21 protein-coding genes are annotated in these 26,123 nt (G+C 71.7%); 19 read left to right on the top strand and 2 right to left on the bottom strand.

What is annotated here, in order from left to right; genetic code table 11:
* The first annotated feature begins 34 nt into the window (after positions 1 to 34).
* From AC54T1_RS10845 to AC54T1_RS10835, 3 genes are all read left to right on the top strand, one after another.
* On the top strand, positions 35 to 1,036 hold the full coding sequence (locus AC54T1_RS10845; protein WP_496911931.1) for an o-succinylbenzoate synthase: 1,002 nt from the start codon (positions 35 to 37) through the stop codon (positions 1,034 to 1,036).
* Positions 1,033 to 2,850 carry a 2-succinyl-5-enolpyruvyl-6-hydroxy-3-cyclohexene-1-carboxylic-acid synthase gene (menD, locus tag AC54T1_RS10840; RefSeq protein ID WP_496911930.1) on the top strand — a complete coding sequence of 606 codons (1,818 nt, stop codon included), beginning with the start codon at positions 1,033 to 1,035 and terminating at the stop codon, positions 2,848 to 2,850. Before AC54T1_RS10845 ends, menD begins: the two co-directional genes overlap by 4 nt.
* 88 nt (positions 2,851 to 2,938) lie before the next feature.
* Entirely contained in the window at positions 2,939 to 4,300 is a 1,362-nt protein-coding gene (locus tag AC54T1_RS10835) for a S1C family serine protease (protein WP_496911929.1), read from the top strand.
* Positions 4,301 to 4,433: 133 nt separating this feature from the next.
* On the opposite strand, the gene AC54T1_RS10830 is transcribed toward AC54T1_RS10835, so the two are convergent.
* Positions 4,434 to 5,798: an isochorismate synthase gene (locus AC54T1_RS10830; RefSeq protein WP_496911928.1), complete on the bottom strand. Its 1,365-nt coding sequence runs from the start codon at positions 5,796 to 5,798 to the stop codon at positions 4,434 to 4,436.
* A 66-nt stretch (positions 5,799 to 5,864) separates the two neighbouring features.
* Here AC54T1_RS10830 and AC54T1_RS10825 point away from each other — a divergent pair, with 66 nt between their 5' ends.
* On the top strand, positions 5,865 to 6,560 hold the full coding sequence (locus AC54T1_RS10825; protein ID WP_484345604.1) for a demethylmenaquinone methyltransferase: 696 nt from the start codon (positions 5,865 to 5,867) through the stop codon (positions 6,558 to 6,560).
* A 90-nt stretch (positions 6,561 to 6,650) separates the two neighbouring features.
* On the opposite strand, the gene AC54T1_RS10820 is transcribed toward AC54T1_RS10825, so the two are convergent.
* Positions 6,651 to 7,979 (bottom strand): glycoside hydrolase family 6 protein, encoded by a 1,329-nt coding sequence (locus AC54T1_RS10820; protein WP_484345605.1) that lies wholly within the window; start codon positions 7,977 to 7,979, stop codon positions 6,651 to 6,653.
* Positions 7,980 to 8,293: 314 nt separating this feature from the next.
* Here AC54T1_RS10820 and AC54T1_RS10815 point away from each other — a divergent pair, with 314 nt between their 5' ends.
* The 15 genes from AC54T1_RS10815 (at position 8,294) to nuoN (ending at position 26,074) form a co-directional block, all read left to right on the top strand.
* Positions 8,294 to 9,589 carry a geranylgeranyl reductase family protein gene (locus tag AC54T1_RS10815; RefSeq protein WP_496911927.1) on the top strand — a complete coding sequence of 432 codons (1,296 nt, stop codon included), beginning with the start codon at positions 8,294 to 8,296 and terminating at the stop codon, positions 9,587 to 9,589.
* Entirely contained in the window at positions 9,586 to 9,948 is a 363-nt protein-coding gene (locus AC54T1_RS10810) for an NADH-quinone oxidoreductase subunit A (protein WP_484345607.1), read from the top strand. Before AC54T1_RS10815 ends, AC54T1_RS10810 begins: the two co-directional genes overlap by 4 nt.
* Before the next feature lie 65 nt (positions 9,949 to 10,013).
* Complete coding sequence (locus AC54T1_RS10805; protein WP_484345608.1) at positions 10,014 to 10,565, top strand: NuoB/complex I 20 kDa subunit family protein; 552 nt, start codon at positions 10,014 to 10,016, stop codon at positions 10,563 to 10,565.
* A gap of 113 nt (positions 10,566 to 10,678) precedes the next feature.
* Positions 10,679 to 11,404 carry an NADH-quinone oxidoreductase subunit C gene (locus AC54T1_RS10800; RefSeq protein WP_484345752.1) on the top strand — a complete coding sequence of 242 codons (726 nt, stop codon included), beginning with the start codon at positions 10,679 to 10,681 and terminating at the stop codon, positions 11,402 to 11,404.
* Complete coding sequence (locus AC54T1_RS10795) at positions 11,401 to 12,759, top strand: NADH-quinone oxidoreductase subunit D (RefSeq protein WP_484345609.1); 1,359 nt, start codon at positions 11,401 to 11,403, stop codon at positions 12,757 to 12,759. Before AC54T1_RS10800 ends, AC54T1_RS10795 begins: the two co-directional genes overlap by 4 nt.
* Positions 12,756 to 13,697 carry an NADH-quinone oxidoreductase subunit NuoE gene (nuoE, locus tag AC54T1_RS10790; RefSeq protein WP_496911926.1) on the top strand — a complete coding sequence of 314 codons (942 nt, stop codon included), beginning with the start codon at positions 12,756 to 12,758 and terminating at the stop codon, positions 13,695 to 13,697. Before AC54T1_RS10795 ends, nuoE begins: the two co-directional genes overlap by 4 nt.
* Positions 13,694 to 15,043 carry an NADH-quinone oxidoreductase subunit NuoF gene (gene nuoF, locus AC54T1_RS10785; RefSeq protein ID WP_484345611.1) on the top strand — a complete coding sequence of 450 codons (1,350 nt, stop codon included), beginning with the start codon at positions 13,694 to 13,696 and terminating at the stop codon, positions 15,041 to 15,043. Before nuoE ends, nuoF begins: the two co-directional genes overlap by 4 nt.
* Positions 15,043 to 17,739, top strand: coding sequence for an NADH-quinone oxidoreductase subunit G (locus AC54T1_RS10780; RefSeq protein WP_496911925.1), 2,697 nt, complete (start codon positions 15,043 to 15,045; stop codon positions 17,737 to 17,739). Before nuoF ends, AC54T1_RS10780 begins: the two co-directional genes overlap by 1 nt.
* Positions 17,739 to 19,046, top strand: a complete 1,308-nt coding sequence (gene nuoH, locus AC54T1_RS10775) for an NADH-quinone oxidoreductase subunit NuoH (protein ID WP_484345613.1) — start codon at positions 17,739 to 17,741, stop codon at positions 19,044 to 19,046. The genes AC54T1_RS10780 and nuoH overlap by 1 nt, the downstream gene beginning before the upstream one ends.
* Entirely contained in the window at positions 19,039 to 19,707 is a 669-nt protein-coding gene (nuoI, locus tag AC54T1_RS10770; protein ID WP_484345614.1) for an NADH-quinone oxidoreductase subunit NuoI, read from the top strand. Before nuoH ends, nuoI begins: the two co-directional genes overlap by 8 nt.
* Positions 19,707 to 20,495: an NADH-quinone oxidoreductase subunit J gene (locus AC54T1_RS10765; RefSeq protein WP_496911924.1), complete on the top strand. Its 789-nt coding sequence runs from the start codon at positions 19,707 to 19,709 to the stop codon at positions 20,493 to 20,495. The genes nuoI and AC54T1_RS10765 overlap by 1 nt, the downstream gene beginning before the upstream one ends.
* A 1-nt stretch (position 20,496) precedes the next feature.
* Positions 20,497 to 20,796: an NADH-quinone oxidoreductase subunit NuoK gene (nuoK, locus tag AC54T1_RS10760; protein WP_484345616.1), complete on the top strand. Its 300-nt coding sequence runs from the start codon at positions 20,497 to 20,499 to the stop codon at positions 20,794 to 20,796.
* 10 nt (positions 20,797 to 20,806) lie between these two features.
* Complete coding sequence (gene nuoL / locus AC54T1_RS10755; protein WP_484345617.1) at positions 20,807 to 22,726, top strand: NADH-quinone oxidoreductase subunit L; 1,920 nt, start codon at positions 20,807 to 20,809, stop codon at positions 22,724 to 22,726.
* 13 nt (positions 22,727 to 22,739) lie between these two features.
* Entirely contained in the window at positions 22,740 to 24,305 is a 1,566-nt protein-coding gene (locus AC54T1_RS10750) for an NADH-quinone oxidoreductase subunit M (RefSeq protein WP_496911923.1), read from the top strand.
* Positions 24,302 to 26,074: an NADH-quinone oxidoreductase subunit NuoN gene (nuoN, locus tag AC54T1_RS10745; RefSeq protein WP_484345619.1), complete on the top strand. Its 1,773-nt coding sequence runs from the start codon at positions 24,302 to 24,304 to the stop codon at positions 26,072 to 26,074. Before AC54T1_RS10750 ends, nuoN begins: the two co-directional genes overlap by 4 nt.
* Positions 26,075 to 26,123 lie beyond the last annotated feature (49 nt).

The raw sequence follows: 26,123 nt of genomic DNA, 5'->3' as shown, positions 1-26,123 counted from the left end.
ACCCAGCGTCCCGGCGACCGCCTAACCTGGGTGGGTGCACGTCTACTCCACAGCCCTCACCACGCGGTTCCGCGGCCTCGACCGGCGCGACGGCGTGCTCCTGCGGGGCGAGGCCGGCTGGGGCGAGTTCTCCCCCTTCTGGGACTACGACGACGAGGAGTCGCTCGCGTGGTGGTCCGCGGCTCTCGAGGCCGCGCACGACGGCTGGCCGGAACCGGTCCGACGGCGGGTCCCCGTCAACGTCACGGTGCCCGCGACCGACCCCGAGCGCGCGCACGCGATCGTGCTGGCGTCCGGAGGGTGCCAGACGGCCAAGGTCAAGGTCGCGGAGCGCGGCCAGACCGTCGACGACGAGGTCGCGCGGCTCGAGGCGGTGCGGGACGCACTCGGACCGACGGGGCGGATCCGCATCGACGCGAACGGCGGCTGGGACCCGCAGACCGCGCTCGCGCGGCTGGCGGTCCTCGACCGTGCCGCTGGCGGCCTGGAGTACGTCGAGCAGCCGTGCCCCGACGTCGCGGGTCTTGCGCACGTGCGGCGACGTACCGACATCCCCGTGGCTGCGGACGAGTCCATCCGTCGCGTGCAGGACCCGTTCGAGGTGGTGCGGGCGGAGGCCGCGGACATCGTCGTGCTCAAGGTGCAGCCGCTCGGTGGCGTGCGTGCGTGCCTCGAGCTCGCTGAGCAGGTGGGCCTGCCGGTCGTCGTGTCCTCCGCGCTCGAGAGCTCTGTCGGGCTAGCCGCGGGGCTCGCGCTGGCCGCGGCCCTCCCCGAGCTGCCCTACGCGTGCGGTCTGGCCACCGCTCAGCTCCTCACGCGGGACACGGTCGGTCGGTCGCTCCTGCCGGTGGACGGGGCGATCGACGTGCGGCGTCCTCAACCGGACGTCGCTGACCTCGAGGCGACCGACGCCGGCCGGGTCGATCCCCGGATCGTCGACCGATGGCTCGACCGTGTCGCCCGGGTCAGCGCGCTCGGTGCACCCGAGGGGCTCGCACCCGGGGTCGCCGGCCGCACCGGTGGGTCGACGCGGTGACGGGCACCGGACCGGCTCCCGAGCCCATCGCCCTCCCACCGTCCGTCCGCTCGGCGCACGTGCTCGTCGATGCGCTGGCCCGCCTCGGCGTCCGCGACGTCGTCCTGGCGCCCGGCTCCCGCAGCGCGCCCCTCGCGTACGCCCTCGTCGCCGAGACCCGGGCCGTGCCGGACGCCAGGGTGCGGTTGCACGTCCGCGTCGACGAGCGGGACGCGGCGTTCCTCGCGCTCGGCCTGGCGCGCGGCGAGCAGGTCCTGCACGGTCGGGCCGCGTCACCGGTCGCGGTCGTCACGACGTCGGGCACGGCCGTCGCCAACCTCCATCCCGCGGTCCTCGAGGCGCACCACGGTGGCATCCCGCTGCTGCTGCTCACGGCCGACCGGCCGCACGAGGTGCGAGGGACCGGGGCCAACCAGACCGCCGACCAGGTGGGGATCTTCGGTTCAGCGGTGCGGCTCGCCGTCGATGTCCCGGCGCCCGCCGGGCGCGCCGGGGAGGACGCCGACCTGCGTGCGCTGCTCACCCGGGCGCACGCGGCCGCGACCGGGTACCGCACCCTCGACCCCGGTCCGGTGCACGTCAACCTCGCCTACCGGGAGCCGCTCGCACCGTCCGCCGGCGGCCTCGACGAGCTCCTGCGGGACACCGCGCGTACTGCGGCCCCCGGAGCCGGTGACGAGAAGGTGCCCGGGCTCGGGCTCGTCACCCTGCGTGCCGTGGCACCCGAGGAGGACGTCGACGGGGTGCTGGACGAGGTCGCGACCCTCGTCGTCGCAGGAGACGGGGCAGGTCCTGACGCACGCCGTCTCGCGGAGGCGCGCGGGTGGCCCCTGCTGGCCGAGGCCTCCTCCGGCGCCGCGGGCGGCCACTGCCTCGTCGCAGCGCACCGGCTCGTCCTCGGGGTGCGCTCCCTCACGGACGGCGTCCGGCAGGTCGTCGTCCTGGGCCGGCCCACGCTGTCCCGTCCGGTGCAGCAGCTCCTCGCCAGCCCCCGCGTGCGCGTGGTCGTCGTCGCGCCCGGCAGTGCACGGTGGCCGGACGCGGCGCGCAACGCCGCCGTGGTGCTCGGAGGGGTCCCACCCGCCTGGCTCGAGATCGGGCCCGGCCAGGGCGGAGCCGGTGTCCGGTGGCTCGCACGGTGGCGGGCTGCCTCCGCGGCCGCAGCGGGCGTGCTCGATGCCCACGGCGTGACGCAGTCCCTCGACGCCCTCGGTGTCGCGGGCGCGGTGGCGGACGCCAGCACGCCGCACGACGCACTCGTCATCGGGTCGAGCAACCCTGTCCGCGACCTCGACCTCCTCGCGCGGTGGACGGAACCGCCCGTCGTGGTCGCCAACCGTGGGCTCGCCGGAATCGACGGGACCGTGTCCACCGCTACCGGGGTCGCGCTCGCGCTGCAGCGGCGGGCCAGCACCACGGTCCGTGCCCTCATGGGGGACCTCACGTTCCTGCACGACGTCGGTGGGCTCCTCCGTGGGCCGCACGAGCCCCAGGTGCAGCTCCAGGTGGTCGTCGTCAACGACGACGGCGGTTCGATCTTCGCGACCCTCGAGCACGCCCGCCTCGGCGACGACGAGCTCTTCGAGCGCGTCTTCGCGACCCCGCACGGCGCGGACCTCGGCGCCCTGTGCAGCGGGTACGGCGTCGCGCACGAGGTGGTCCGTGACGCGGCGCGGCTGCGGGCCGCGCTCGCCAGCCCTCCGGCGGGGGTGTCCGTGCTCGAGGTGCGCGTCGACCGCGCGACCCGGGGTCCGGACGGTGACGCGCTCGCGGCGGCCGTCGTGCGGGCGGTCGAGGCCGAGGACCGGTCCTAGCACATTCGCAGCAAGTCCCCAGGGAAAACCAAGCCTCGCCACAGGGCGATGGAGTTGAGTGGTGCCCAGTCAGAGAAGGGACGCACTCATGACATCGCAGCACGACGACCCTGCCTACCAACCGCCGAGCACCGGTGCGCCGACGCCGCCGCCCCCGCCCCCGCCCGGGCGTGAGCCACGAGGACGCGTCGCGCCCGTCGCGGCCGCGGCGATCGTCGCGGCCGTCCTTGCTGCCGGGGGCACCGTCGCCCTCAGCGAGGCGCTCGACGACTCACCGAGCACGAGCGCCTCGCCCAGCGCGACCGACTTCTCCGCGCTCGGGCGTTCCGAGGGGGGCGGAGGGGAGGTGCCCGTCGCGTCCTCGTCGGAGGCGGACCCGGACTGGATCGCGGTGTCCGAGGCGGTGGCTCCGTCCGTCGTGTCCATCGAGGTCGTCACCGAGTCCGGCGGAGGCCAGGGGTCGGGCGTGATCATCGACGAGAACGGTCACATCGTCACGAACGCGCACGTCGTCACGGGCGCCGTCAACGACACCGTGGGGGTCATCCTCTCGGACGGCCGCGTCTACGAGGCGACGATCACGGGCCTCGACCCGGCCACGGACCTTGCGGTCGTCGAGATCGTCGACGCACCGGACGATCTCGTCCCCGCTGTGATCTCCGAGGGGGACGGCGTCGAGGTGGGTGAGCCTGTCATGGCCGTCGGCAACCCGCTGGGGCTGTCGAACACGGCTACGACGGGCATCGTCTCCGCCATCGACCGGCCGGTGAGCACCGCGACCACCACGGACAACACGGTCGCGGTGACGAACGCCATCCAGATCGACGCAGCCGTGAACCCCGGCAACAGCGGGGGACCGCTGTTCGACGCGACCGGCGAGGTCATCGGGATCACGTCCTCCATCGCCAGCCTGTCGTCCGGCAGCGGGCAGGCCGGGTCGATCGGTCTGGGCTTCGCGATCCCGTCCGACGTCGTCCTCCTCATCGCGGACCAGCTCATCGAGGAGGGCGCCGCCGAGCACGCGTTCCTCGGCGTCGTGCTCGCCGAAGGGACGGGCACGGTCGACGGCACCACCCGCCAGGGCGCTGTCGTCACGGAGATCACCGGCGGCTCGCCGGCGGACGGTGCGCTCGAGGTCGGTGACGTCGTGGTCGCGATCGACGGCGACCCCGTCACGGGCCCCGAGTCCCTCACGGGGTTCGTCCGGGCGCTCCCGTCCGGGGCGGACGTCACCCTGACGGTCGTGCGGGACGGCGAGTCGATCGACGTGCCGGTCACGCTCGCCACGAGGGCGGAGGACGCCACGACGAACCCGAGCCCGGACAGCGGCCAGGGTGGGTCGGGCGGCTCCGGCGGCTCCGGCGGCTTCGGCGGGTCGGGCAACGGCCGGAGCGGGCCGAGCAGCCCGGACAACATCCCCGACCTGGGCGACCTCTTCGGCAACGGCTAGTCACCAGCCACCTCCGTGGCGTCTCCCCTTGCGCCACGCGAGGTCGGACGAGGGCCCGTGCTTGCGTTCCCAGGAGTGCGGGCCCTTGTCGTGGGGCGCGGACCGGTTCCGCCGGTCCAGGGCCGTGCGCGCGTCAGGCCAGGGCGTGGCGCATCGGGTCGAGCTTGGCCTCGGTCTCGGCGAGCTCCGCCCCCGGCTCCGAGGCGGCCACGACACCGCAGCCAGCGAACAGGCGCAGGCGGTGCGGGTCGTCGGCGTCGAGCGCGGCGGACCGCAGCGCGATGCCCCACTCGCCGTCGCCGTCGCCGCCCACCCAACCCACCGGGCCGGCATACCGCGCACGGTCCATGCCCTCGATCTCCCGGATGAGGTCGTTGGCGGCCGCCGTCGGCGTGCCGCAGACCGCCGCCGTGGGGTGGAGGGCCCCGGCGAGCGCGAGGCTCGACGGCCCGTGGTCGGGGTCGGTGGTCCCCGCTGCGGGGCGGGCCCCGCGGAGCACACCGGTGACGTCCGTCGCGAGGTGCAGGACGTTCGGGAGGTGCAGCACGAACGGCGTCTCGGGGACGTTGAGCGACTGGCAGAACGGCTCGAGGGCACGGGCGACCGACGCCACCGCGTACTCGTGCTCCTCGAGGTCCTTGGAGGAGTGCGCGAGCACGGCCGCGCGGGCCAGGTCGGCCTGCTCCTCTCCCGTGCGGCGGACCGTCCCGGCAAGCACGCGAGAGGTGACGAGCCCCTTGTCCGAGCGCACGAGCAGCTCGGGGGTCGCCCCGATCATGCCGTCGACGCTGAAGGTCCAGCACCCGGCGTAGGAGGCGGCGAGCCGGGTCAGTGCCCAGCGCACGTCGAAGGGCTCCTCGGTGCGGGCGACGAGGTCCCGGGCGAGGACGACCTTGTCGAGCGCGCCGGCGCGGATCCGTCCGACGGCCTCCTCGACAGCGGCGATCCAGGCGTCGTCGGGCACCGCGCCCTGCGTGTACGTCACCGCTCCCGGCGCCCGGACGGGAACATCACCCCCGGCGTCCGCGACGGCGCGCCGCAGCGTGGGGGCCGGTCCCAGGGTGGGGACGGCGTCGACCGCGGTGAGCGTCGTGATCCACGACGTCCCGCCGCGGCGGCCGACGACGACACGGGGGACGACGAGGACGCCGCCGGCTGCGGATGCCTCGTCGAAGGCGAACGAACCGAACGCGACAGGGCCGGTGCCCGGCACACCGACGTCGTCGCGCACGATGGCGCGAGCACGGACAGAGGACCATGCGGCCTCCGCGTCGGCGAAGCGGGACGCGCCGGACGTCTCGATGCGCGCCGCCACACCCCATCCGACGATGCCGTCGCCGCGGCGGACCCAGGCGAGCGGGGAGTCCGCCGGCAGCAGGTCGAGGAGGGCTCCGACGTCCGGGGAGAGGTCGTCGACCGCTGTGGTGCGGACCATGAGGGTCGGGGGCCGCTGGTCGGGGGCGCCGCTCCGGTCGGTCACGTCGCGCTGGGTGCTCATCGGGTCAAGGATACGACCGACGACCGACCGCCGCGGAGCGGTCGGCAACGATGAGAGCATGGACGCATGTCACGCGCCAGCCTGGACAAGAAGCCCGCCGAGGTCGCCTCGATGTTCGACAGCATCGCCGCCCGCTACGACCTCACCAACGACCTCATCTCGCTCGGGCAGGACCGTCGCTGGCGCCGCGCCACCGTGGCAGCCGTGGGAGCGCGTCGCGGCGAGAAGGTCCTCGACCTCGCGGCGGGCACCGGGACCTCCAGCGAGCCGTTCGCGGCCGCGGGCGCCCACGTCGTGCCGTGCGACTTCTCGTTCGGGATGCTCGCTGTCGGCAAGGAGCGTCGCCCGGACCTGCCGTTCACCGCAGGTGACGCGACGCGCCTGCCGTTCGCGGACGCGTCGTTCGACGCCGTGACGATCTCGTTCGGGCTGCGCAACGTCGTCGACACCACCGGGGCGCTCACCGAGATGCTCCGGGTGGTGCGGCCCGGCGGGCGGATCGTCATCTGCGAGTTCTCCCAGCCGACGTGGGAGCCGTTCCGCCGCGTGTACACCGAGTACCTCATGCGCGCGCTGCCGAAGGTGGCCGGCGTCGTGACGAAGGACGCCGGCTCCTACGAGTACCTCGCGGAGTCCATCCGTGAGTGGCCCGACCAGGAAGCCCTCGGCAGGCTCATGGTGGGTGCGGGCTGGGGTCGCGTGGGCTTCCGCAACCTCTCGGGCGGGATCGTCGCCCTGCACCGGGGCGTGCGTCCGGCCTGACGCCAGCGCGTCGCTGCGAGTCCGGTCCCGGCACGGGCGCGGACCGGAGGCCGGGGTGCCGCCCGGGTCGACCGGACGGCACCCCCGACCTCACCAGCTGGCGTTGCGGGCCATCTCGACAGCGATCTCCTGCCACCACTGACCGGCGGCCGGTCCGCCGTTGCAGGATCCGTCGCTCTCGCCGGGCAGCTTCACCCACAGGAGGGCGGCGAGGTTGGTGCTGTCGTCGACGAGCCGCGGGCGCTCGCCGAGGGCCCGGCCGCGGGGGTTGCACCACTCACCGTTGGAGCCGTTGCCGTTGCGCGAGGTGTCGATGACGTACGGCACTCCTCCGAGCCGGCTCGACACGGCTTCCCCGTAGGCCGTGGACGCTGCGGTGGTCTGGTAGTTCGAGGTGTTGAGCGCGAAGCCCTCGGCGTACTCGAACCCGATCTGCTGCAGGCGCTCGGCTGCCTCGTCGGCGGTGAGCCAGCCGGAGTGCCCTGCGTCGATGTAGACGTGGGCGCCGGCCTCGGTCAGCTTCTGCGCGGCGTACCTCAGGTATCCCACCCGGTCTCCCTGGCCCTCGCAGTCACCGAGCTGTGCGAGAGCGTCGGGCTCGAGGATCACCCAGGGCTCGCCCTGGATGCCGGAGGCGATGGTGTCGATCCACGCCGCGTACTCGCTCGTGGCGACCCCGCCGCCCGAGTAGCTGCCACAGTCGCGGCCGGGGATCGCGTACACGACGAGCACGGGGATCGCGCCGGCACCGACGGCTCGGCCGGTGTAGTCCGTGACCTGCTGCTTCGCGGTCTGCGCGTCTGTCCAGCTGCCGACCCAGTACGCCTGGGGCGTCTGGGCGATCTTGTTGAGCAGCACCTTCGTCTCACCGCTCGCAGCCGCAGCGGCTCGGGCGGCCTGGGTGGCGGTGTCGACGTAGAGGGTCCCCGTCGCGCTCGCCGGCGGGTCGACCGGGTCTGGCGTGGGGTCCGGGGTGGGGTCGGGATCCGGGTCCGGGTCCGGGGCGACGACCGTGCCGGTGCACGGGACCCCGTTGAGCTCGATCGAGGTCGGCGCCGGGTTCGAGCCCTGCCACGACCCGATGAAGCCGAAGCCCGCGGAGGCGCCGGTACCGAGGGACCCGTTGTAGGACGCGTTCGAGAACGACGCGGTGGCTCCGGAGGCCGTCGCCGTCGCGCCCCACGCCTGGAGCACCCGCTGCCCGGCGGGGAAGGACCAGGTGACCTCCCACGAGGTCACCGGGGATCCGAGGTTGGTCACGACGACGTCCGCCTGGAACTGCCCGCCCCACTGGCTGGGCGTCGCGTAGTCGACGCGACAGCCCTCGGCCGCGGTGGCCGTCGCGCCGATGCTGCCCAGTCCCGCGAGGACGAGCGCGCTCGCGGCCGCCAGGGCCGCGTTCCGCGTGAGGTTTCGCATGAGTTCTCCGTTCGGCAGGGTCCCGTCAGGACGACGGGACGGAGGCGGCCCGGCGGCCCGTCGCCGCGTCGGGGAGACGCGCCGGTGTGTCCGGTCCGGGCCTGTGCGAGACGTTAGCCCCGATGTGTCCCCGGCGCGGGAGCGTAAACGTTTCACCCGCTCGGAGGTGCCGGGCGCCGGTCCTCGGGGCCGTGGCGAGTCAACCAAGGGCTGCCTTAGCAGACACCGGCGGCGGACGTGACTAGAGTGGCACCGACGGTTGTGACGCGGTTCACAAAGTCGGACGCAACGTTGCGGGACGGATGGGCGGGGACATGGGACTGAACGGCACCGACGATGCGGACGTCATCGTCGTGGGCGCCGGGCCTGCGGGAGCAACCGCGGCCCACTACTGCGCCGCCGCAGGTCTCGACGTCCTCCTGCTCGAGAAGTCGGCCTTCCCGCGCGACAAGATCTGCGGCGACGGGCTCACCCCACGTGCCGTGAGCGAGCTCGTCCGGATGGGTGTGCCGACGCGCGCCGAGGACGGCTGGATCCGCAACGTCGGCCTGCGTGCCGTCGCCGGCGGACGGTCCTTCGAGTTCCCGTGGCCCGAGCTCCGGGCCTACCCCTCGTACGGGCTCGCGCGCTCACGGATGAACCTCGACCAGACCCTCGCCGAGCACGCCCGCGCCTCTGGCGCGAAGCTCATGGAGCGCACCAACGTCACCGGTCCGGTGCTCGACGAGCGCACCGGCCGCGTCGTCGGCGTGACCGCTCGTCCCGTGGACGACTCCGGCCGCCGGGCGGGCGAAGAGGTCACCTACCGTGCACCCGTCGTCATCGCGGCGGACGGTGTCTCGGCACGCATGGCCGTCTCGCTCGGCATCGAGAAGGCAGCCAACCGGCCGATGGGCGTGGCCGTCCGCACCTACTTCACCAGCCCCCGCCACGACGACCCGTGGATGGAGTCCCAGCTCGAGCTCTGGGACGGCGTCCCCGGCAAGTCCCGCCTGCTGCCCGGCTACGGGTGGATCTTCGCGCTCGGCGACGGCACTGTGAACGTCGGGCTCGGGTCCGTCTCCTCGACGTCGGCAGCCAGCCGGATCGACTACAAGGACCTGTTCGCCCGGTGGATGGCCAACGCACCGAAGGAATGGGGCTTCACGCCGGAGAACCAGCTCGGCCCCGTCCGTGGCGCCGCCCTGCCGATGGGCTTCAACCGCAAGCCGCTGTACACGCGCGGGCTCATGCTCGTCGGGGATGCCGGCGGCATGGTCAGCCCCTTCAACGGCGAGGGCATCGCGTACGCGATGCAGGCGGGCCGGGAGGCGGCGGACGTCGTCGCGCAGGCGCGCGCACGCACCACGGATGCGGCCCGCGAGCGCACGCTGGCGACGTACCCCGAGATCATGCGCCGGGACCTGGGTGGGTACTACACGCTCGGCCGGTACTTCGTCCGGCTCATCGAGCACCCCGAGATCATGCGGCTGTGCACGCGGTACGGCCTGCCGCGGCCGCTCATCATGAAGTTCGTCGTCAAGCTCTTGTCCGACTGCTACGAGCCCCACGGTGGCGACGTCGTCGACCGTGTCATCGCGGGCCTGTCCAGGGTGGTGCCATCAGCATGAGCAATCCGTACGTACCCCTGCTCGTCCTCATGGGGATCGCTCTCGTCCTCGCTCTCGGCGGCGTCGCCGCGAGCGCGGTCATCGGCCCCAAGCGCTACAACCGCGCCAAGCTCGACGCGTACGAGTGCGGCATCGAGCCGACACCGCACGCGGTGGGCGGCGGCCGGTTCCCGATCAAGTACTACCTCGTGGCGATGACGTTCATCATCTTCGACATCGAGGTCGTCTTCCTCTACCCGTGGGCGGTCGACTTCGCGACCCTCGCCACGTTCGGGCTCGTCGCGATGCTCGCGTTCCTCGCGCTCATCACCGTGCCCTTCATCTACGAGTGGCGGCGGGGTGGGTTCGAGTGGGTATGACACGCCCCGTGAAGGCCGACCGGACAGCTCCGCCCACCACGCCGCGCGACGAAAGGGTCTGAACCATGGGGATCGAAGAAGCTCCCTCGGGATTCCTCCTCACCACGGTCGAGGACCTCGCCGGCTACTTCCGCAAGGGCTCGCTCTGGCCGGTGACGTTCGGCCTGGCCTGCTGCGCCATCGAGATGATGGCCGCCGGTGCGAGCCGCTTCGACCTCTCGCGCTTCGGCATGGAGGTGTTCCGCGCCTCGCCGCGCCAGGCCGACCTCATGATCGTCGCCGGTCGCGTGAGCCAGAAGATGGCTCCCGTCGTGCGCCAGGTCTACGACCAGATGGCCGAGCCCAAGTGGGTGCTGTCGATGGGCGTGTGCGCCTCGAGCGGCGGCATGTTCAACAACTACGCGATCGTCCAGGGCGTCGACCACATCGTCCCCGTCGACATCTATCTCCCGGGCTGCCCGCCGCGCCCGGAGATGCTCATCAACGCGATCCTCGAGCTGCACAAGCAGATCCAGGCCGAGCCGCTCGGCGTCAACCGCCGCGAGGCCGCCCGTGCCGTCGAGGCGGCCGCCCTCGAGGCGACCCCCACCCACGAGATGAAGGGCCTGCTGCGGTGAGCGACGACACGACGGACATCTCCGGGTCCCGCGGCCCGGACGGCCCGGGCAGCGACGTCACGCCCGGCGGCGACGTGCGCGGCGACAGCGGAGCGGCGGCGCAGCGCGACGCCATGGCGGCGCCCGGGGAGACCGCGCCCGGCATGTTCAGCGGTGCGCCCCTCGAGGTCGTCGACGTGCGCACGGGCATGTTCGGTGTGCACGGCACGGGTGACACCTCCGGGTACGGGGGCCTCACCCGGCAGGTCGCGATGCCGCACGCGAGCCCGCGTCCCTACGGCGGCTGGTACGACGAGGCGGTGGACGTCCTCGCCGAGGTCCTCGACGAGGCGGGCGTGCCGTTCTCCGACGCGGTCGAGTCCGTCCTCGTGGACCCGCCGCACGGCTCCGGGCACTCGCAGCTCACGCTGCACGTGCGGCGTGAGCACCTCGTCGCCGTGTGCCGTGCGCTGCGCGACGACCAGGACCTGCGGTTCGAGCTGAGCATGGGTGTCTCCGGCGTGCACTACCCCCACGAGACCGGCCGCGAGCTGCACGCCGTGTACCACCTCATCTCCGTGACGCACGGGCGTCAGCTGCGGCTCGAGGTCGCGGTGCCCGACGCCGACCCGCACATCCCGTCGACCACCGTCGTCTACCCGACGCACGACTGGCACGAGCGTGAGACCTGGGACTTCTTCGGCATCGTCTTCGACGGGCACCCCGCGCTCGCACGCATCGAGATGCCCGACGACTGGCCCGGGCACCCCCAGCGCAAGGACTACCCGCTCGGCGGGATCCCCGTGGAGTACAAGGGCGCGACCGTGCCCCCCGCGGACCAGAGGAGGTCGTACTCATGAGCGCCACGAGCACAGCGGGACCGCAGCCGCGGGCCACTCGGCCGCCCGTCTCCGACGAGGGCGTCCGGACGTTCGAGGCCTCGGGCGGGGACTGGGACGACATCGCGGCCGAGGCCGCAGAGCTCGGCGAGGAGCGGATCGTCGTCAACATGGGTCCGCAGCACCCGTCGACGCACGGCGTGCTGCGCCTCATGCTCGAGATCGACGGCGAGACGGTCACCGAGGCGCGGTGCGGCATCGGCTACCTGCACACCGGCATCGAGAAGAACATGGAGTTCCGGACCTGGACGCAGGGTCCGACCTTCTGCACGCGCATGGACTACCTGGCGCCCTTCTTCCAGGAGACGGGGTACAGCCTCGGCGTCGAACGGCTGCTGGGGGTCGCGGACGACGTCCCGGAGCGCGCGCAGGTCATCCGGGTGCTGCTCATGGAGCTCAACCGGGTCGCCAGCCACCTCGTGTGCCTGGGGACCGGCGGCAACGAGATGGGCGCGACGACCGTGATGACGGTCGCGTTCACTGCTCGCGAGGAGATCCTGCGGATCTTCGAGATGATCACCGGACTGCGGATGAACCACGCGTTCATCCGGCCCGGAGGTGTCCCGCAGGACGTCCCGGCGGGTCTCGCCCAGGAGTTCCGCCGCGTCGAGGTCGAGGTGCGCAAGTACCTCAAGCAGCTCACGGACCTCATGCTCGCCAACCCGATCTTCAAGTCCCGCCTCATCGGCGTGGGTCACCTCGACCTCGCGGCGTGCATGGCGCTCGGCATCACGGGGCCGGTGCTGCGCTCGGCGGGCCTGCCGTACGACGTCCGCAAGGCGGACCCCTACTGCGGCTACGAGACGTACGACTTCGACATCCCCACGTCCACGGACGCCGACGCCTACTCCCGCGTGGTGCTGCGGGTGGAGGAGTGCTACCAGTCCCTGCGCATCGCCCAGCAGTGCATCGAGCGGCTCGAGGCGACCGCGGGGCAGCCCGTCATGGTCGCGGACCGCAAGATCGCCTGGCCCGCGCAGCTGGCCATCGGGACGGACGGCATGGGCAACTCCCTCGACCACATCAAGGAGATCATGGGCACCTCGATGGAGGCCCTGATCCACCACTTCAAGCTCGTCACCGAGGGCTTCCGGGTGCCCGTCGGCCAGGTGTTCCAGAGCGTCGAGGCCCCCCGGGGCCAGCTCGGGGTGCACCTCGTGTCCGACGGTGGGACGCGGCCGTACCGCGCGCACTTCCGGGATCCCTCGTTCAACAATCTGCAGGCCGTGTCACTCATGTGCGAGGGCGGGCAGGTGGCCGACGTCGTCGTCGCCGTCGCCTCGCTCGACCCAGTTCTCGGAGGGGTGGACCGATGACCGTCCAGGCACCAGGAGCCGGCGCGCAGCCGGCCGGCCGCGCGAGCGGCTACGACGCGCAGACGTACGAGCGCCTCGCGGCCGACTCGCGCGAGATCATGGCGCGGTACCCGCAGGCGCGCTCGGCGCTGCTGCCGATGCTCCACCTCGTGCAGTCGCAGGACGGGTACGTCTCCCGCAACGGGATCGTGTTCTGCGCCGAGATGCTGTCCCTCACCCCGGCCGAGGTCTCGGCGGTGGCGACCTTCTACTCCATGTACAAGCGCCGCCCGAACGGGACGTACACCGTCGGTGTGTGCACCAACACGCTGTGCGCGATCATGGGCGGCGACGAGATCTTCGACGAGCTCTCCGAGCACCTCGGCATCGGCCACGACGAGACGACGGAGGACGGCGCTGTCACGCTCGAGCGGATCGAGTGCAACGCGGCCTGCGACTACGCGCCCGTCATGATGGTCAACTGGGAGTTCTTCGACGGCCAGACGCCGGCCAGCGCGACCGCGGTCGTCGACGACCTGCGCGCCGGCAAGGACGTCGCACCCACCCGTGGAGCCGCGTCGGTCTGCTCGTTCAAGGCCATGTCACGGGTCCTCGCCGGGTTCCCCGACGGCCGCGCGGACGAAGGCACGGGGGCGGGCGAGCCGACGACAGCCGGGACGCGTCTCGCGCGCGAGCGCGGCTGGGGGACGCCCGACGGCGCGGCGGACCCTGACGTGCAGCCGGACACCCAGGCCCGGGCGGACGGCCAGCAGCGGTCCGACCGGACGAGCACCAACGCCGCCGAGCCGGGGACCGGCGAGGACCGGTCGAGCGCACAGCGTCCGACGACGACGCCCGCGGACAGCTCGCCGGACACCACGACGAGCACCTCCAAGGTCGACGAGGGACCGGTCGACAACGCTGCAGAGCCTGACTCTTCCCCGGAGGGCACGAAGTGAGTACTCAGCTCAGCCCCGTCATCAGCGCGTTCTGGGATGCTGACCAGTCCTGGACGCTCGAGACCTACCTCGCCAACGGCGGTTACGAGGGTCTGCGAGCTGCGCTGGCGCAGTCGCCCGCCGACGTCGTGGCGACCGTCAAGGCGTCCGGCCTGCGCGGCCGTGGGGGAGCGGGCTTCCCCACCGGCATGAAGTGGGGCTTCCTGCCTGCGCCCGACGGCGGGCCGCGCTACCTCGTCGTCAACGCCGACGAGTCCGAGCCGGGGACCTGCAAGGACATCCCGCTCATGATGGCCACCCCCCAGTTCCTCATCGAGGGCGCGATCATCACGTCCTACGCCATCGGGTGCAACCACGCGTTCATCTACGTGCGCGGCGAGGTGCTGCACGTCTACCGGCGCCTGCTCAAGGCGGTCGAGGAGGCCTACGCGGCGGGGTACCTCGGCACGAACATCCAGGGCTCCGGTTTCGACCTCGACATCACGGTGCACGCCGGTGCCGGCGCGTACATCTGCGGGGAGGAGACGGCGCTGCTGGACTCCCTCGAGGGGCTGCGCGGACAGCCGCGGCTGAAGCCGCCGTTCCCGGCCGTCGCGGGCCTGTACGCCCGTCCGACGGTCGTCAACAACGTCGAGTCCGTCGCGTCCGTGCCGCTCATCGTGGCCCGGGGCGCCGACTGGTTCACCTCGATGGGGACGGAGCGCTCGTCGGGGCACGGGCTCTTCTCGCTCTCCGGGCACGTGACCCGCCCGGGCCAGTACGAGGCCCCGCTCGGCATCACCCTGCGGGAGCTGCTGGAGATGGCGGGCGGGGTGCGCGGCGGACGCGAGCTGAAGTTCTGGACCCCCGGCGGGTCGTCCACCCCGATCTTCACCGCGGAGCACCTGGACATCCCCCTCGACTACGAGTCGGTGTCGGCCGCGGGGTCGATGCTCGGCACGCGAGCGCTGCAGATCTTCGACGAGACGACGTCGGTCGTGCGCGCCGTGACGCGGTGGACCGAGTTCTACGCGCACGAGTCCTGCGGCAAGTGCACGCCGTGCCGCGAGGGCACGTACTGGCTCAAGCAGGTGCTGCGCCGCATCGAGGCGGGCCAGGGCACCAAGGACGACATCGACACGCTGCTGGACACGTGCGACAACATCCTCGGGCGCGCGTTCTGTGCGTTGGGCGACGGCGCCACGAGCTGCATCACCTCCGCGATCCAGTATTTCCGGGAGGAGTTCGAGGCCGGCATGCACACGCCCGCGAGCGAGCTGTTCCCGCCCGAGCGTTCCGCGCTCTTCGAGTACACCCCCACCCAGCGTGCACGCTCCGGCGCGCTCGCTCCCGCAGGAGGTCACTGATGACTGGCGAGCAGGGCGACCGCGTCACCTTCACCATCGACGGGATCGAGACGTCCGTCCCGAAGGGCACCCTCGTCATCCGGGCAGCGGAAGACCTGGGCATCCAGATCCCCAGGTTCTGCGACCACCCGCTCCTCGAGCCTGCTGGCGCCTGCCGCCAGTGCCTCGTCGAGGTCGCGGCGCCGGACCGTGAGGGCAACGTGCGGCCCATGCCCAAGCCCCAGGCGTCGTGCACCCTGCAGGCCACGCCCGGGATGGTCGTGCAGACCCAGCACGCCTCCGCCGTGGCGGACAAGGCGCAGAAGGGCATCATGGAGATGCTCCTCATCAACCACCCCCTCGACTGCCCGGTGTGCGACAAGGGCGGGGAGTGCCCGTTGCAGAACCAGGCGATGAGCAACGGGCGGGCGACGAGCAGGTTCCTCGAGGTCAAGCGCACCTTTCCCAAGCCCATCGCGATCTCGACCGAGATCCTCCTCGACCGTGAGCGCTGCGTCCTGTGCCAGCGGTGCACCCGGTTCTCGAAGCAGATCGCCGGTGATGCCTTCATCGACCTGCAGAAGCGCGGCGCGATGCAGCAGATCGGCCGGTTCGACCCGGAGGTGCTCGGCTTCGCCGACGACCGCGGGTCGATGGACGTGTCGGGCCTGAGCGTCGGGGAACACCACCCGACCGGCGCTCCCGACCCGGTCCTCGTCTCCGACACCTACGCGGACGGCCCTGCGCAGTCCGGCATCGACGCCCCCGTGGGCACCGCCGAGCCGGACGAGTCCGGAGCACCCTTCGCGTCCTACTTCTCGGGCAACACCGTGCAGATCTGCCCCGTGGGGGCCCTGACGAACGCGGCGTACCGGTTCCGCTCGCGGCCGTTCGACCTCGTCTCGACCCCGTCCGTGGCCGAGCACGACTCCTCCGGCTCCGCCATCCGGATCGACCACCGGCGTGGGCGCGTCATGCGTCGTCTCGCCGGCGACGACCCGACGGTCAACGAGGAGTGGATCACCGACAAGGACCGCTTCGCCTTCGCGTGGCAGTCCGCGCCCGACCGCATCACGACCCCGATGATCCGCGAGCGTGGCGCCGACGGCTTCCGTGGCGAGCTGCGGCCCGCGAGCTGGGCCGAGGCGCTCGAGGTGGCCGTCGCGGGTCTCCGCTCGGCGGCGGCCCCGGACCGGCACTCCCGTGGCGGCGTCGGCGTGCTCGCAGGTGGCCGGCTCACGGTCGAGGACGCCTACGCCTACGGCAAGTTCGCCCGCGTCGCGCTCGCGACCAACGACGTCGACCACCGCGCCCGCGTCCACTCCACCGAGGAGGAGGCGTTCCTCGCCCATGCCGTCGCCGGGACGGGTCTCGGCGTGACGTTCGCGGACCTCGAGCGCGCCTCCGTGGTGCTCCTCGTGGCACTCGAGCCCGAGGAGGAGGCCGGTGTCGTCTTCCTCCGGCTGCGCAAGGCTGCGCTCGCCGGTGGGCTGCGTGCACTGAGCATCGCGCCGTTCGCCTCTGCCGGGCTCGCGCGGCTCGGCGAGCACGGCGGGACCCTCGTGCCCGCAGCACCAGGCACCGAGGCCGAGGTGATGGATGCGATCACCTCCGGCAGCGAGCTGTCCGAGGTCCGGTCCGCGCTCGCCGACGCCGAGCCCGGGCGCGCCGTCGTCCTCGTCGGGGAGCGGCTCGCCGGGGTGCCGGGAGGCTACTCCGCCGCGTTGCGCCTCGCGGCGTCGACCGGTGCGCGCCTCGCCTGGGTGCCCCGGCGTGCCGGGGAGCGGGGTGCGGTCGAGGCCGGCGCCCTGCCCGGCCTCCTGCCTGGTGGGCGCCCCGTGGCCGACGCCGCTGCCCGCGTCGACGTCGCCACCGCATGGGGCACCGGGTCTCTCCCGGCAGCCCCCGGGAGAGACACCGCCGGGATCCTGGCGGCGCTGTCCGCCGGTGAGCTGCGCGGGGTCGTCGTCGGAGGGCTCGAGCTCGCCGACCTGCCCGACCCGGTCGGGGCGCGCGCTGCCCTCGAGGTCGCCGACGTGGTCGTGTCCCTCGAGGTCCGGGCGAGCGACGTCACGGCGCTCGCCGACGTCGTGCTGCCCGTCGCGCCGCCCGCCGAGAAGGCCGGGGCGTACTGGAACTGGGAGGGACGCCTGAGGCCGTTCCCCAAGACCCTCGACTCCAGCGCCCTCGCCGACCACCGCGTCCTCGACGCCCTCGCCGGCGCCCTCGGCGTCCGGCTGGGCACCGGGACGCTCGAGGAGGTACGCCGGGAGATCGAGCAGCTCGGCGCCTGGGACGGCACCCGGACGCCCGCCCCGGACGTCGAGGCCCTCGAACCGCCCACCGTGGCACCCGGCCACGCCGTCCTCGCGTCCTGGCACATGCTGCTCGACGCGGGCCGCCTCCAGGACGGCGAGGTGTTCCTCGCCGGGACCGCCAAGCGTCCGGTCGCCCGCATCTCCGCCGCCACCGCGGCGGGTGTCGCCGGCGGCCCCGTGCGGGACGGGGACCTCCTGTCCGTCGCGACGGCGCAGGGGAGCATCACCCTTCCGGTGGTCATCACGGTGATGCCCGACCACGTCGTGTGGGTGCCGCTGTCCTCACCGGGCTCACGGGTCCACCAGTCGCTCGCCGCCGCGCCAGGCTCGCTCGTCCGCATCGCCCGGGCCGCTGTCCCCAGCGCGCCCGCCACAGTCGTCGAAGGGCAGGGCGCGTGATGGCCGACTTCTCGAACGACACGATCTGGACGTACATCGTCAAGGCCGTGCTCATCATCGTGTTCCTGCTCACCAGCGTGCTCATCGCCATCTGGTTCGAGCGCAAGGTCGTCGCCCGCATGCAGGTGCGCCCCGGCCCCAACGTGCACGGGCCCTTCGGTCTCCTGCAGTCGTTGGCCGACGCGATGAAGCTCCTGCTCAAGGAGGACATCACCGTCAAGGCTGCGGACAAGTTCGTCTACATCCTCGCGCCGATGATCGCGGTGTTCTGCTCGCTGCTGACGTTCGCCGTCATCCCGCTCGGGCCCGAGGTGAGGATCCCCTTCACCGACATCACGACGCCGGCGCAGCTCACCGACTTCCCGGTCGCGGTGCTCTACATCCTCGCGTGCGCGTCGCTGGGCGTGTACGGGATCGTCCTCGGTGGCTGGTCCTCCGGGTCCGTCTACCCGTTGCTCGGCTCGGTGCGGTCCACCGCCCAGGTCATCAGCTACGAGCTCGCGATGGGGCTGTCCCTCGTGAGCGTGTTCCTCATGGTGGGCTCGATGTCCACGGGCGAGATCGTCGACTACCAGACCGACTACTGGCTCGCGATACCCCTGCTGCCCGCCTTCGTCATCTACATCATCTCGATGATCGGCGAGACCAACCGGTTGCCGTTCGACCTCCCCGAGGCCGAGGGCGAGCTCGTGTCCGGGTACATGACGGAGTACTCGTCGATGAAGTTCGCGTGGTTCTTCCTCGCCGAGTACATCAACATGATCAACGTCTCGGCCGTCGCCACGACACTGTTCCTCGGCGGCTGGCGAGCCCCGTGGCCGATCTCGGCCGTCAACGACGGCATGTTCAACGAGGGCTGGTGGCCGATCCTGTGGTTCCTCGTGAAGATGTGGGGCTTCATGTTCCTCTTCGTGTGGGTCCGCGGCACGGTCCTGCGGTTGCGCTACGACCAGTTCATGAAGTTCGGCTGGAAGGTCCTCATCCCGGCCGCTCTCGGCTGGATCGTGTGCGTCGCTGTCATCCGCGGTCTGCGCGACTTCGAGGGCATGGACATGCGCACGACCGCGCTGGCGATCTTCGTCGTCGCCGCTGTGGCGCTCATCGTCCTGCAGGTCCTGCCCGACAAGCGTGAGGAGGAGCCGAAGGCCGACCCGCGTGACGCGCCGTTCGACGCGTTCGCCGGCGGGTACCCCGTCCCACCGCTGCCTGGGCAGAAGCTCCCGCCGTCGCCCCGCGCCGAGCGCCGGGCGCGCGCCGCGATCGGTGCCGCGCACCCCACGACCGACAAGGAGGCCGACGATGAGTGACGACCCGAAGCCCTATGAGCCGCTCATCGAACCGGCGACCGGGATCCGCGAGATGCTCGCGCCCGTCGCCGGGTTCGGCGTGACGCTCTCCTCGATGTTCCGGCCGACCGTGACGGAGCAGTACCCGTTCGAGAAGGTGCCCACCAAGCCCCGGTACCACGGGCGGCACCAGCTCAACCGGTACGCCGACGGACTCGAGAAGTGCATCGGCTGCGAGCTGTGCGCCTGGGCGTGCCCCGCGGACGCGATCTACGTGGAGGGCGCCGACAACGCCGACCTCCCCGAGGGTGCGCACATGTCGCCCGGCGAGCGGTACGGCCGCGTCTACCAGATCAACTATCTGCGGTGCATCTTCTGCGGGCTGTGCATCGAGGCGTGCCCGACCCGCGCCCTGACGATGACCAACGAGTACGAGCTCGCCGGTCCGACGCGCGCGGGGCTCATCTGGGAGAAGGAGGACCTCCTGGCACCGGTGCGCGAGGGCATGCTCGCAGCCCCGCACCCCATGGTCCCGGGCACCGAGGACACGGACTACTACCGCGGCGAGGTCACCCACCCGGTCACGGAGCAGGTGGACTGGGTGGCGGAGCGCCGGGCAGACGACCCGACCCTCGCCTCCGCGCGCGCCGCGGCCGCCGGCACCGCAGGGACGGTGCGCTGATGGCGAGCCAGGGCGAGGCGATCCTCTTCTGGTGCCTCGCGCCCCTCATGGTCCTCGCCGCGCTCGGCCTCGTATTCGCCCGCAAGGCCGTGCACGCCACCCTGTGCGTCGTGTTCGTCATGGTCAGCCTCGCGGTCCTCTACGTCGCGCAGGAGGCCCCGTTCCTCGGGATCGTCCAGGTGGTCGTGTACACCGGGGCGGTGATGATGCTCTTCCTCTTCGTCATCATGCTCGTCGGTGTCGATGCCTCGGACTCGCTCGTCGAGACCATCCGGGGGCAGCGGGTCGTCGGCTGGCTCCTCGGCCTCGGGCTCGGCGCGGTCCTCGTCGGTGTCCTCCTGCGGGTCGCCTTCCCCGAGGGCATCGGCCTCGAGGTCGCCAACGAGGAGACCAACCCGGTCGCGCTCGCCCGGATCCTCTTCGCCGACTTCGTGTTCAACCTCGAGGTCGTCGGCGTCCTCCTCGTCACCGCGGCGCTCGCCGCGCTGACCCTCACGCACAAGCAGCGACTCACCGAGCGCGTCGGGCAGAAGGAGATGGCAGCCGCGCGGGTCTCCGCGGGCGAGAGCCTGACCCCGCTGCCCGCGCCGGGCGTCTACGCCCAGCACAACGCCATGGACGTTCCGGCGCTCGACCCCCAGGGCCGGCCCATCGAGTCCTCCGTCTCCCGCGTGCTGCGCGTGCGGGGGCAGGAGCGCCCCGTGCCCGGCACGTCGCAGGTCGCCGGGCCCGACGGCGACGCCCCGCCGAGCATCCCCCCCGCACGCACCACCGAGGAGGACAGCTGACATGGACCTCAGCAACTATCTCGTCCTCGCAGCGATCCTCTTCTCGATCGGCGCCGCGACGGTGCTCCTGCGGCGCAACGCGATCATCGTCTTCATGGGGATCGAGCTCATGCTCAACGCGTCGAACCTCGCGTTCGTCACGTTCGCGCGGATGCACGGGGACCTCACCGGTCAGGTCGTGGCGTTCTTCGTCATGGTCGTCGCCGCTGCCGAGGTCGTCGTCGGGCTCGCGATCATCCTGTCCATCTTCCGAACCCGCAGGTCCGCGTCGGTCGACGACGCCAGCCTGCTGAAGAACTGAGGCGGTCGCGGTGGACACGTCCTTGATCGATGCTGCCTGGCTGCTGGTCGCCATCCCCCTGGTCAGCGCAGCCGTCCTGCTCCTCGCAGGTCGACGCTCCGACCGTTGGGGTCACTGGCTCGGCGTCTGTGCCTCGGCGGCGAGCTTCGTCGTCGGCGTCCTCGTCCTCCTCGCGCTGCTCGGGCTCGACGCGCACGACAGGGTGGTCGACGTCCACCTGGCCGAGTGGATCCACGCGGGGGCCCTCGAGGTCGACGCCGGGCTGCGGGTCGACCCGCTGAGCATGACGTTCGTCCTCCTCGTGACGTTCGTCGGCACGCTCATCCACGTCTACTCCGTGGCCTACATGGAGCACGACGCCGACCGCCGGCGGTTCTTCGCGTACCTCAACCTCTTCGTCGCGGCGATGCTGCTGCTCGTGCTCGCCGACTCCTACCTCCTGCTGTTCGTCGGCTGGGAGGGCGTGGGTCTCGCCTCGTACCTGCTCATCGGGTTCTGGAACCACACGCCCGCGAACGCGACCGCCGCGAAGAAGGCGTTCATCGTCAACCGCGTCGCCGACGTCGGCATGATCGTCGCGCTCATGCTCATGTTCGCGACGTTCGGCGCGGTGGACTTCGACACCGTGCTCGCGGGGGACGCCGACACGGCCGTGCTCACCGCGATCGGGTTGACGCTGCTCGTCGCCGCGTGCGGCAAGAGCGCGCAGTTCCCCCTCCAGTCGTGGCTGGGTGACGCGATGGCGGGCCCGACACCGGTGTCTGCCCTCATCCACGCGGCGACGATGGTCACCGCTGGCGTGTACCTCGTCGTGCGCTCGGGGCCGATCTTCACGCAGGCCCCCACAGCCCTGCTCGTCACAGCGATCGTCGGTGCGGTGACGCTCCTGTTCGGTGCGGTCGTCGGCTGCGCCAAGGACGACATCAAGAAGGCCCTGGCGGCCTCCACGATGTCCCAGATCGGCTACATGATGCTCGCGGCGGGGCTCGGACCCATCGGCTACGCCTTCGCGATCTTCCACCTCGTCACGCACGGGTTCTTCAAGGCCGGCATGTTCCTCGGTGCAGGGTCCGTCATGCACGCCATGGACGACGACGTGAACATGCGCCGCTACGGCGGGCTGTCAGCGTTCATGAAGGTCACGTGGCTCACCTTCGCGGCCGGCTGGCTCGCGATCATCGGCTTCCCCGGACTGTCCGGGTTCTGGAGCAAGGACAAGATCATCGAGTCGGCGTTCGCGACCGACGGCGGCCAGGGCTGGCAGCCGTGGGTGTTCGGCAGCGTCGCGCTCCTCGGTGCCGGTCTCACGGCGTTCTACATGTCCCGCCTGTTCTTCATGACGTTCCACGGCGACCCGCGCTGGACGAGCGCGCTGTCCGACGACGAGCTGCCCGTGCGGCACCCGCACGAGTCGCCCCGCCTCATGACCGTCCCGATGATGGTGCTCGCGGTCGGATCGGTCGCCCTCGGTGGCCTGCTCATGGTCGGTGGCACGTTCACGACGTGGCTCGAGCCCGTCACCGGGCACGTGGAGCACCACGATCCCGTGCTCCCGATCCCCGTGATCATGGGCGCGACCGTGCTGCTCGTCGCCGTCGGGGTGTTCCTCGCGTGGCGGCAGTACGCCGCGTCGGCGGTGCCGCTCGTCGCACCCCGTGGCTCGGTGCTCACCCGGGCGGCCCGTCAGGACCTCTACCAGGACACTGTCAACGAGAACGTCCTCATGCGCCCCGGGCAGTACCTCACGCGGTCGCTCGTGTACGGGGACAAGCGCGTGGTCGACGGGGCTTTCATGGGCCTCGCGCACGTGCTCGGTCTCCTCGGCGCAGGTGTGCGGCGGATGCAGAACGGCTACGTGCGGTCCTACGCCGCGATGATGCTCGCGGGGTTCGGTGTGCTCGTCATCGTCGTCCTGACCGTGTGGAACTGAGAGGACGGCTGCCATGACCATCGACCCGAACATCCCGTGGCTCACGCTCCTCGCTGCGTGGCCGCTCGTCGGCGCGCTCGTGCTGTGGGCCCTGCCTGCCCGGTCCGTGCGGCTCGCCCGCCCGGTCGCGCTCACCGTCGCGCTCGGCGAGCTCCTGCTGCTCGTCGCTGCGTTCGGCGCCTTCGACGTCTCCCGTGCGGGGGAGCACCAGCTCACCGAGACGTACGCCTGGATCCCGCAGCTCGGGGTGAGCTACGCCGTCGGTGTCGACGGTGTCGCTCTCCTGCTCGTCGCACTGAGCGTGCTGCTCGTCCCGCTGGTCGTCGCGGCGGCGTGGCGCGAGCAGTCCGCCGCCGGTGCGCGGCACTACCTCGCTCTCGTCCTCGTCCTCGAGACCTTCATGGTCGTCGTGTTCGCCGCGCGGGACGTCTTCCTGTTCTACGTCGTCTTCGAGGCGATGCTCATCCCGGTGTACTTCATGATCGGGGCGTTCGGGGACGGTGCACGCCGGCGGTACGCGGCCATCAAGTTCCTCATCTTCTCGCTCGCCGGCGGCCTCGTCATGCTCGTCGCCGTCATCGCGCTCTACGTGGCCGGACCCGGCGGGGAGCAGGGGTTCCTCACCGAGAACCTCACGGGGCTCGACCTCGGGCAGAACGCCGAGCGGCTCATGTTCCTCGGCTTCTTCCTCGCCTTCGCCATCAAGGCTCCGCTCTTCCCGGTGCACACCTGGTTGCCGGACGCCGCGGAGCACGCACCCGCGGGCACGTCGGTGCTCCTCGTGGGCGTGCTCGACAAGGTCGGGACGTTCGGCATGCTCACGCTGTGCCTGCCGCTGTTCCCGGAGGCGTCCCGCTGGGCGGCACCGGTGATCATCGTCCTCGCGGTCGTGTCGATCCTCTACGGGGCCCTCCTGGCGCTCGGCCAGAACGACCTCATGCGGCTCATCGCGTACACGTCGGTGTCCCACTTCGGGTTCATCGTGCTCGGCATCTTCGCGTTCACCCAGGTGAGCGTCGCCGGAGCGTCCTTCTACATGGTCAACCACGGCATCTCGACGGGGCTGCTGTTCCTCGTCGCCGGGTTCCTCGTCGTCCGTTCGCCGTCCGGGCGGTCCCGAGAGATCGCGGGATTCGGCGGGCTGCAGAAGGTCACCCCAGTGCTCGCCGGCGTGTTCCTCGTTGCCGGGCTCTCCGCCCTGGCGCTGCCCGGCCTGTCGACCTTCGTCTCCGAGATCATGGTGCTCGTCGGCACCTACGGCCGCAACGAGCCAGCGGCCGTCGTCGCAGCGCTCGGTGTCATCCTCGCGGCCCTGTACGTGCTCCTCACCTACCAGCGGGTGTTCACCGGGCCCGTCAGGCCGGAGCTCGCCGAGACGCGTGACCTCAGTGCTCGTGAGACGTGGGTGACGGTGCCGCTCGTGGCCGCGCTGCTCGTCCTCGGGCTCGTCCCCGGTCCCGCGCTCGACCTCGTCGACGCACCCGCCGAGCAGACGCTCGTCGACGTCGGGGTGAGCGACCCGCAGGCCGAGCGCACCGCCACCGGTACCACCGCCACCACCGAGGGGAGCGAGTCATGATCGCCGCAGCCGCGCAGGGCGTGTTCGTCGCGCCAGAGGTGCAGTGGAGTGCGCTCGCGCCGCTCCTCGTCGTCTTCGGCGCCGGCGTCGTCGGGGTCCTCCTCGAGGCGTTCCTGCCCTCCGGGCGACGACGGGGCATCCAGGTCGTCCTCGCGCTCGTGGCCGTGGCCGCGGCGTTCGGTGTCCTCGTCTGGCAGGGCGCGAGCTGGTTCGGCGACGGGAGCTCCGAGCTCGTCGTCGTGCTGGGGGGCGCGTTGACCATCGACGGACCGGGGCTGCTGTTCCAGGCGATCATCGCGCTCGTCGCGTTCGTCGCGATCCTCGTCGTGGCCGACCGGACCGGCGCGAAGCAGGACGCCTTCGCGCCCAGTGCCGCGGCGGTGCCCGGGTCGGAGTACGAGGACCTCGCACGCCGCAAGGGGATCGAGCAGACGGAGGTCTACCCCCTGCTGCTGTTCGCTGTCGGCGGGATGCTCATCTTCCCTGTCGCGGGTGACCTCGTGACGATGTTCATCGCCCTCGAGGTGCTCTCGCTCCCGCTGTACGTGCTGTCCGGGATGGCGCGGCGCCGGCGCCTGCTGTCGCAGGAGGCGTCGTTCAAGTACTTCGTCCTCGGGTCCTTCGCGTCAGCGCTGTTCCTCTTCGGCACCGCGCTCCTGTACGGGTACTCGGGATCGGTGACGTTCGAGGGCATCGGCCAGATGGCCGTGCTCGTCGCTGACGGGACCGTCCCGGACGGCTGGGAGCTGCTGTGGCTCGTCGGGATGCTGCTCGTGCTCTCCGGGCTGCTGTTCAAGGTCGGCGCCGTGCCCTTCCAGGCCTGGACGCCCGACGTCTACCAGGGCGCTCCGACGCCGGTGACCGGCTTCATGGCGGCATGCACGAAGATCGCGGCCTTCGGTGCGCTCATGCGCATCCTCTATTCGAGCGCGTTCCTCGGGACGGTGACCATGGTCGAGGCCGTCGAGGCCGCGCTGTGGGTCGTCGCGATCGCGACCATGGTCGTCGGGACCGTCGTCGGCGCCACCCAGACGGACATGAAGCGGATGCTCGGGTACTCGTCCATCGCGCACGCAGGGTTCCTCCTCGTCGGTGTGCTGGGTTTCAACTCGACAGGTCTGCGGGGCGTGCTGTTCTACCTGCTCGTCTACGGGCTGACGACCGTCGGGGCGTTCGCCGTCGTGACCCTCGTCCGCGAGGTCGGGCCGGGTGGAGAGATCCTCGGTGAGGCCACGCACCTCGGTCAGTGGGCAGGGCTCGGACGGCGTCGCCCGTGGCTCGCAGGAGCCTTTGCCATCTTCCTGCTGTCGTTCGCGGGGATCCCGCTCACCGGCGGCTTCATCGCGAAGTTCTCTGTGTTCGGCGCCGCGGTGGAGGGGAACTCGATCCTGGGCAGCGCGACCGTGCTCGCCGTCGTCGGTGTCCTCGCCTCGGCAGTGGCGGTGTTCTTCTACATCCGCGTCATCGTCATCATGTTCTTCACGTCTCCGCAGGAGCCGGCGCGTGACGACGCGGCCGAGGACGGCCTCACCACCGGCTCGGACGGCGTCGGCGACGTGGCGGGCGCCACCGCCGCCCAGGCTGACCCCGGGGGCGCCGCAGCGCGGTCCTCGGTCCTCGTCGCGTCCGGCACCCGGGAGGTGACGGTCGTCGCGTCGGAGGGCTACACGGCCGTCGTCGTGGCCGTCACCGCGGCAGCCGTCATCGTGCTCGGAGTGTTCCCCTCGCCCGTCCTGGACCTCGTGGCGCGGGTCACCGGACTGGGCTGACCGACGGAACCTGGCAGGGGCACGACACGCCCGTGCCAGGTTCCGCGGC

This window comes from Sanguibacter sp. Z41_6 (assembly GCF_059621145.1).
This window is presented reverse-complemented; position numbering and strand designations above follow the sequence as displayed.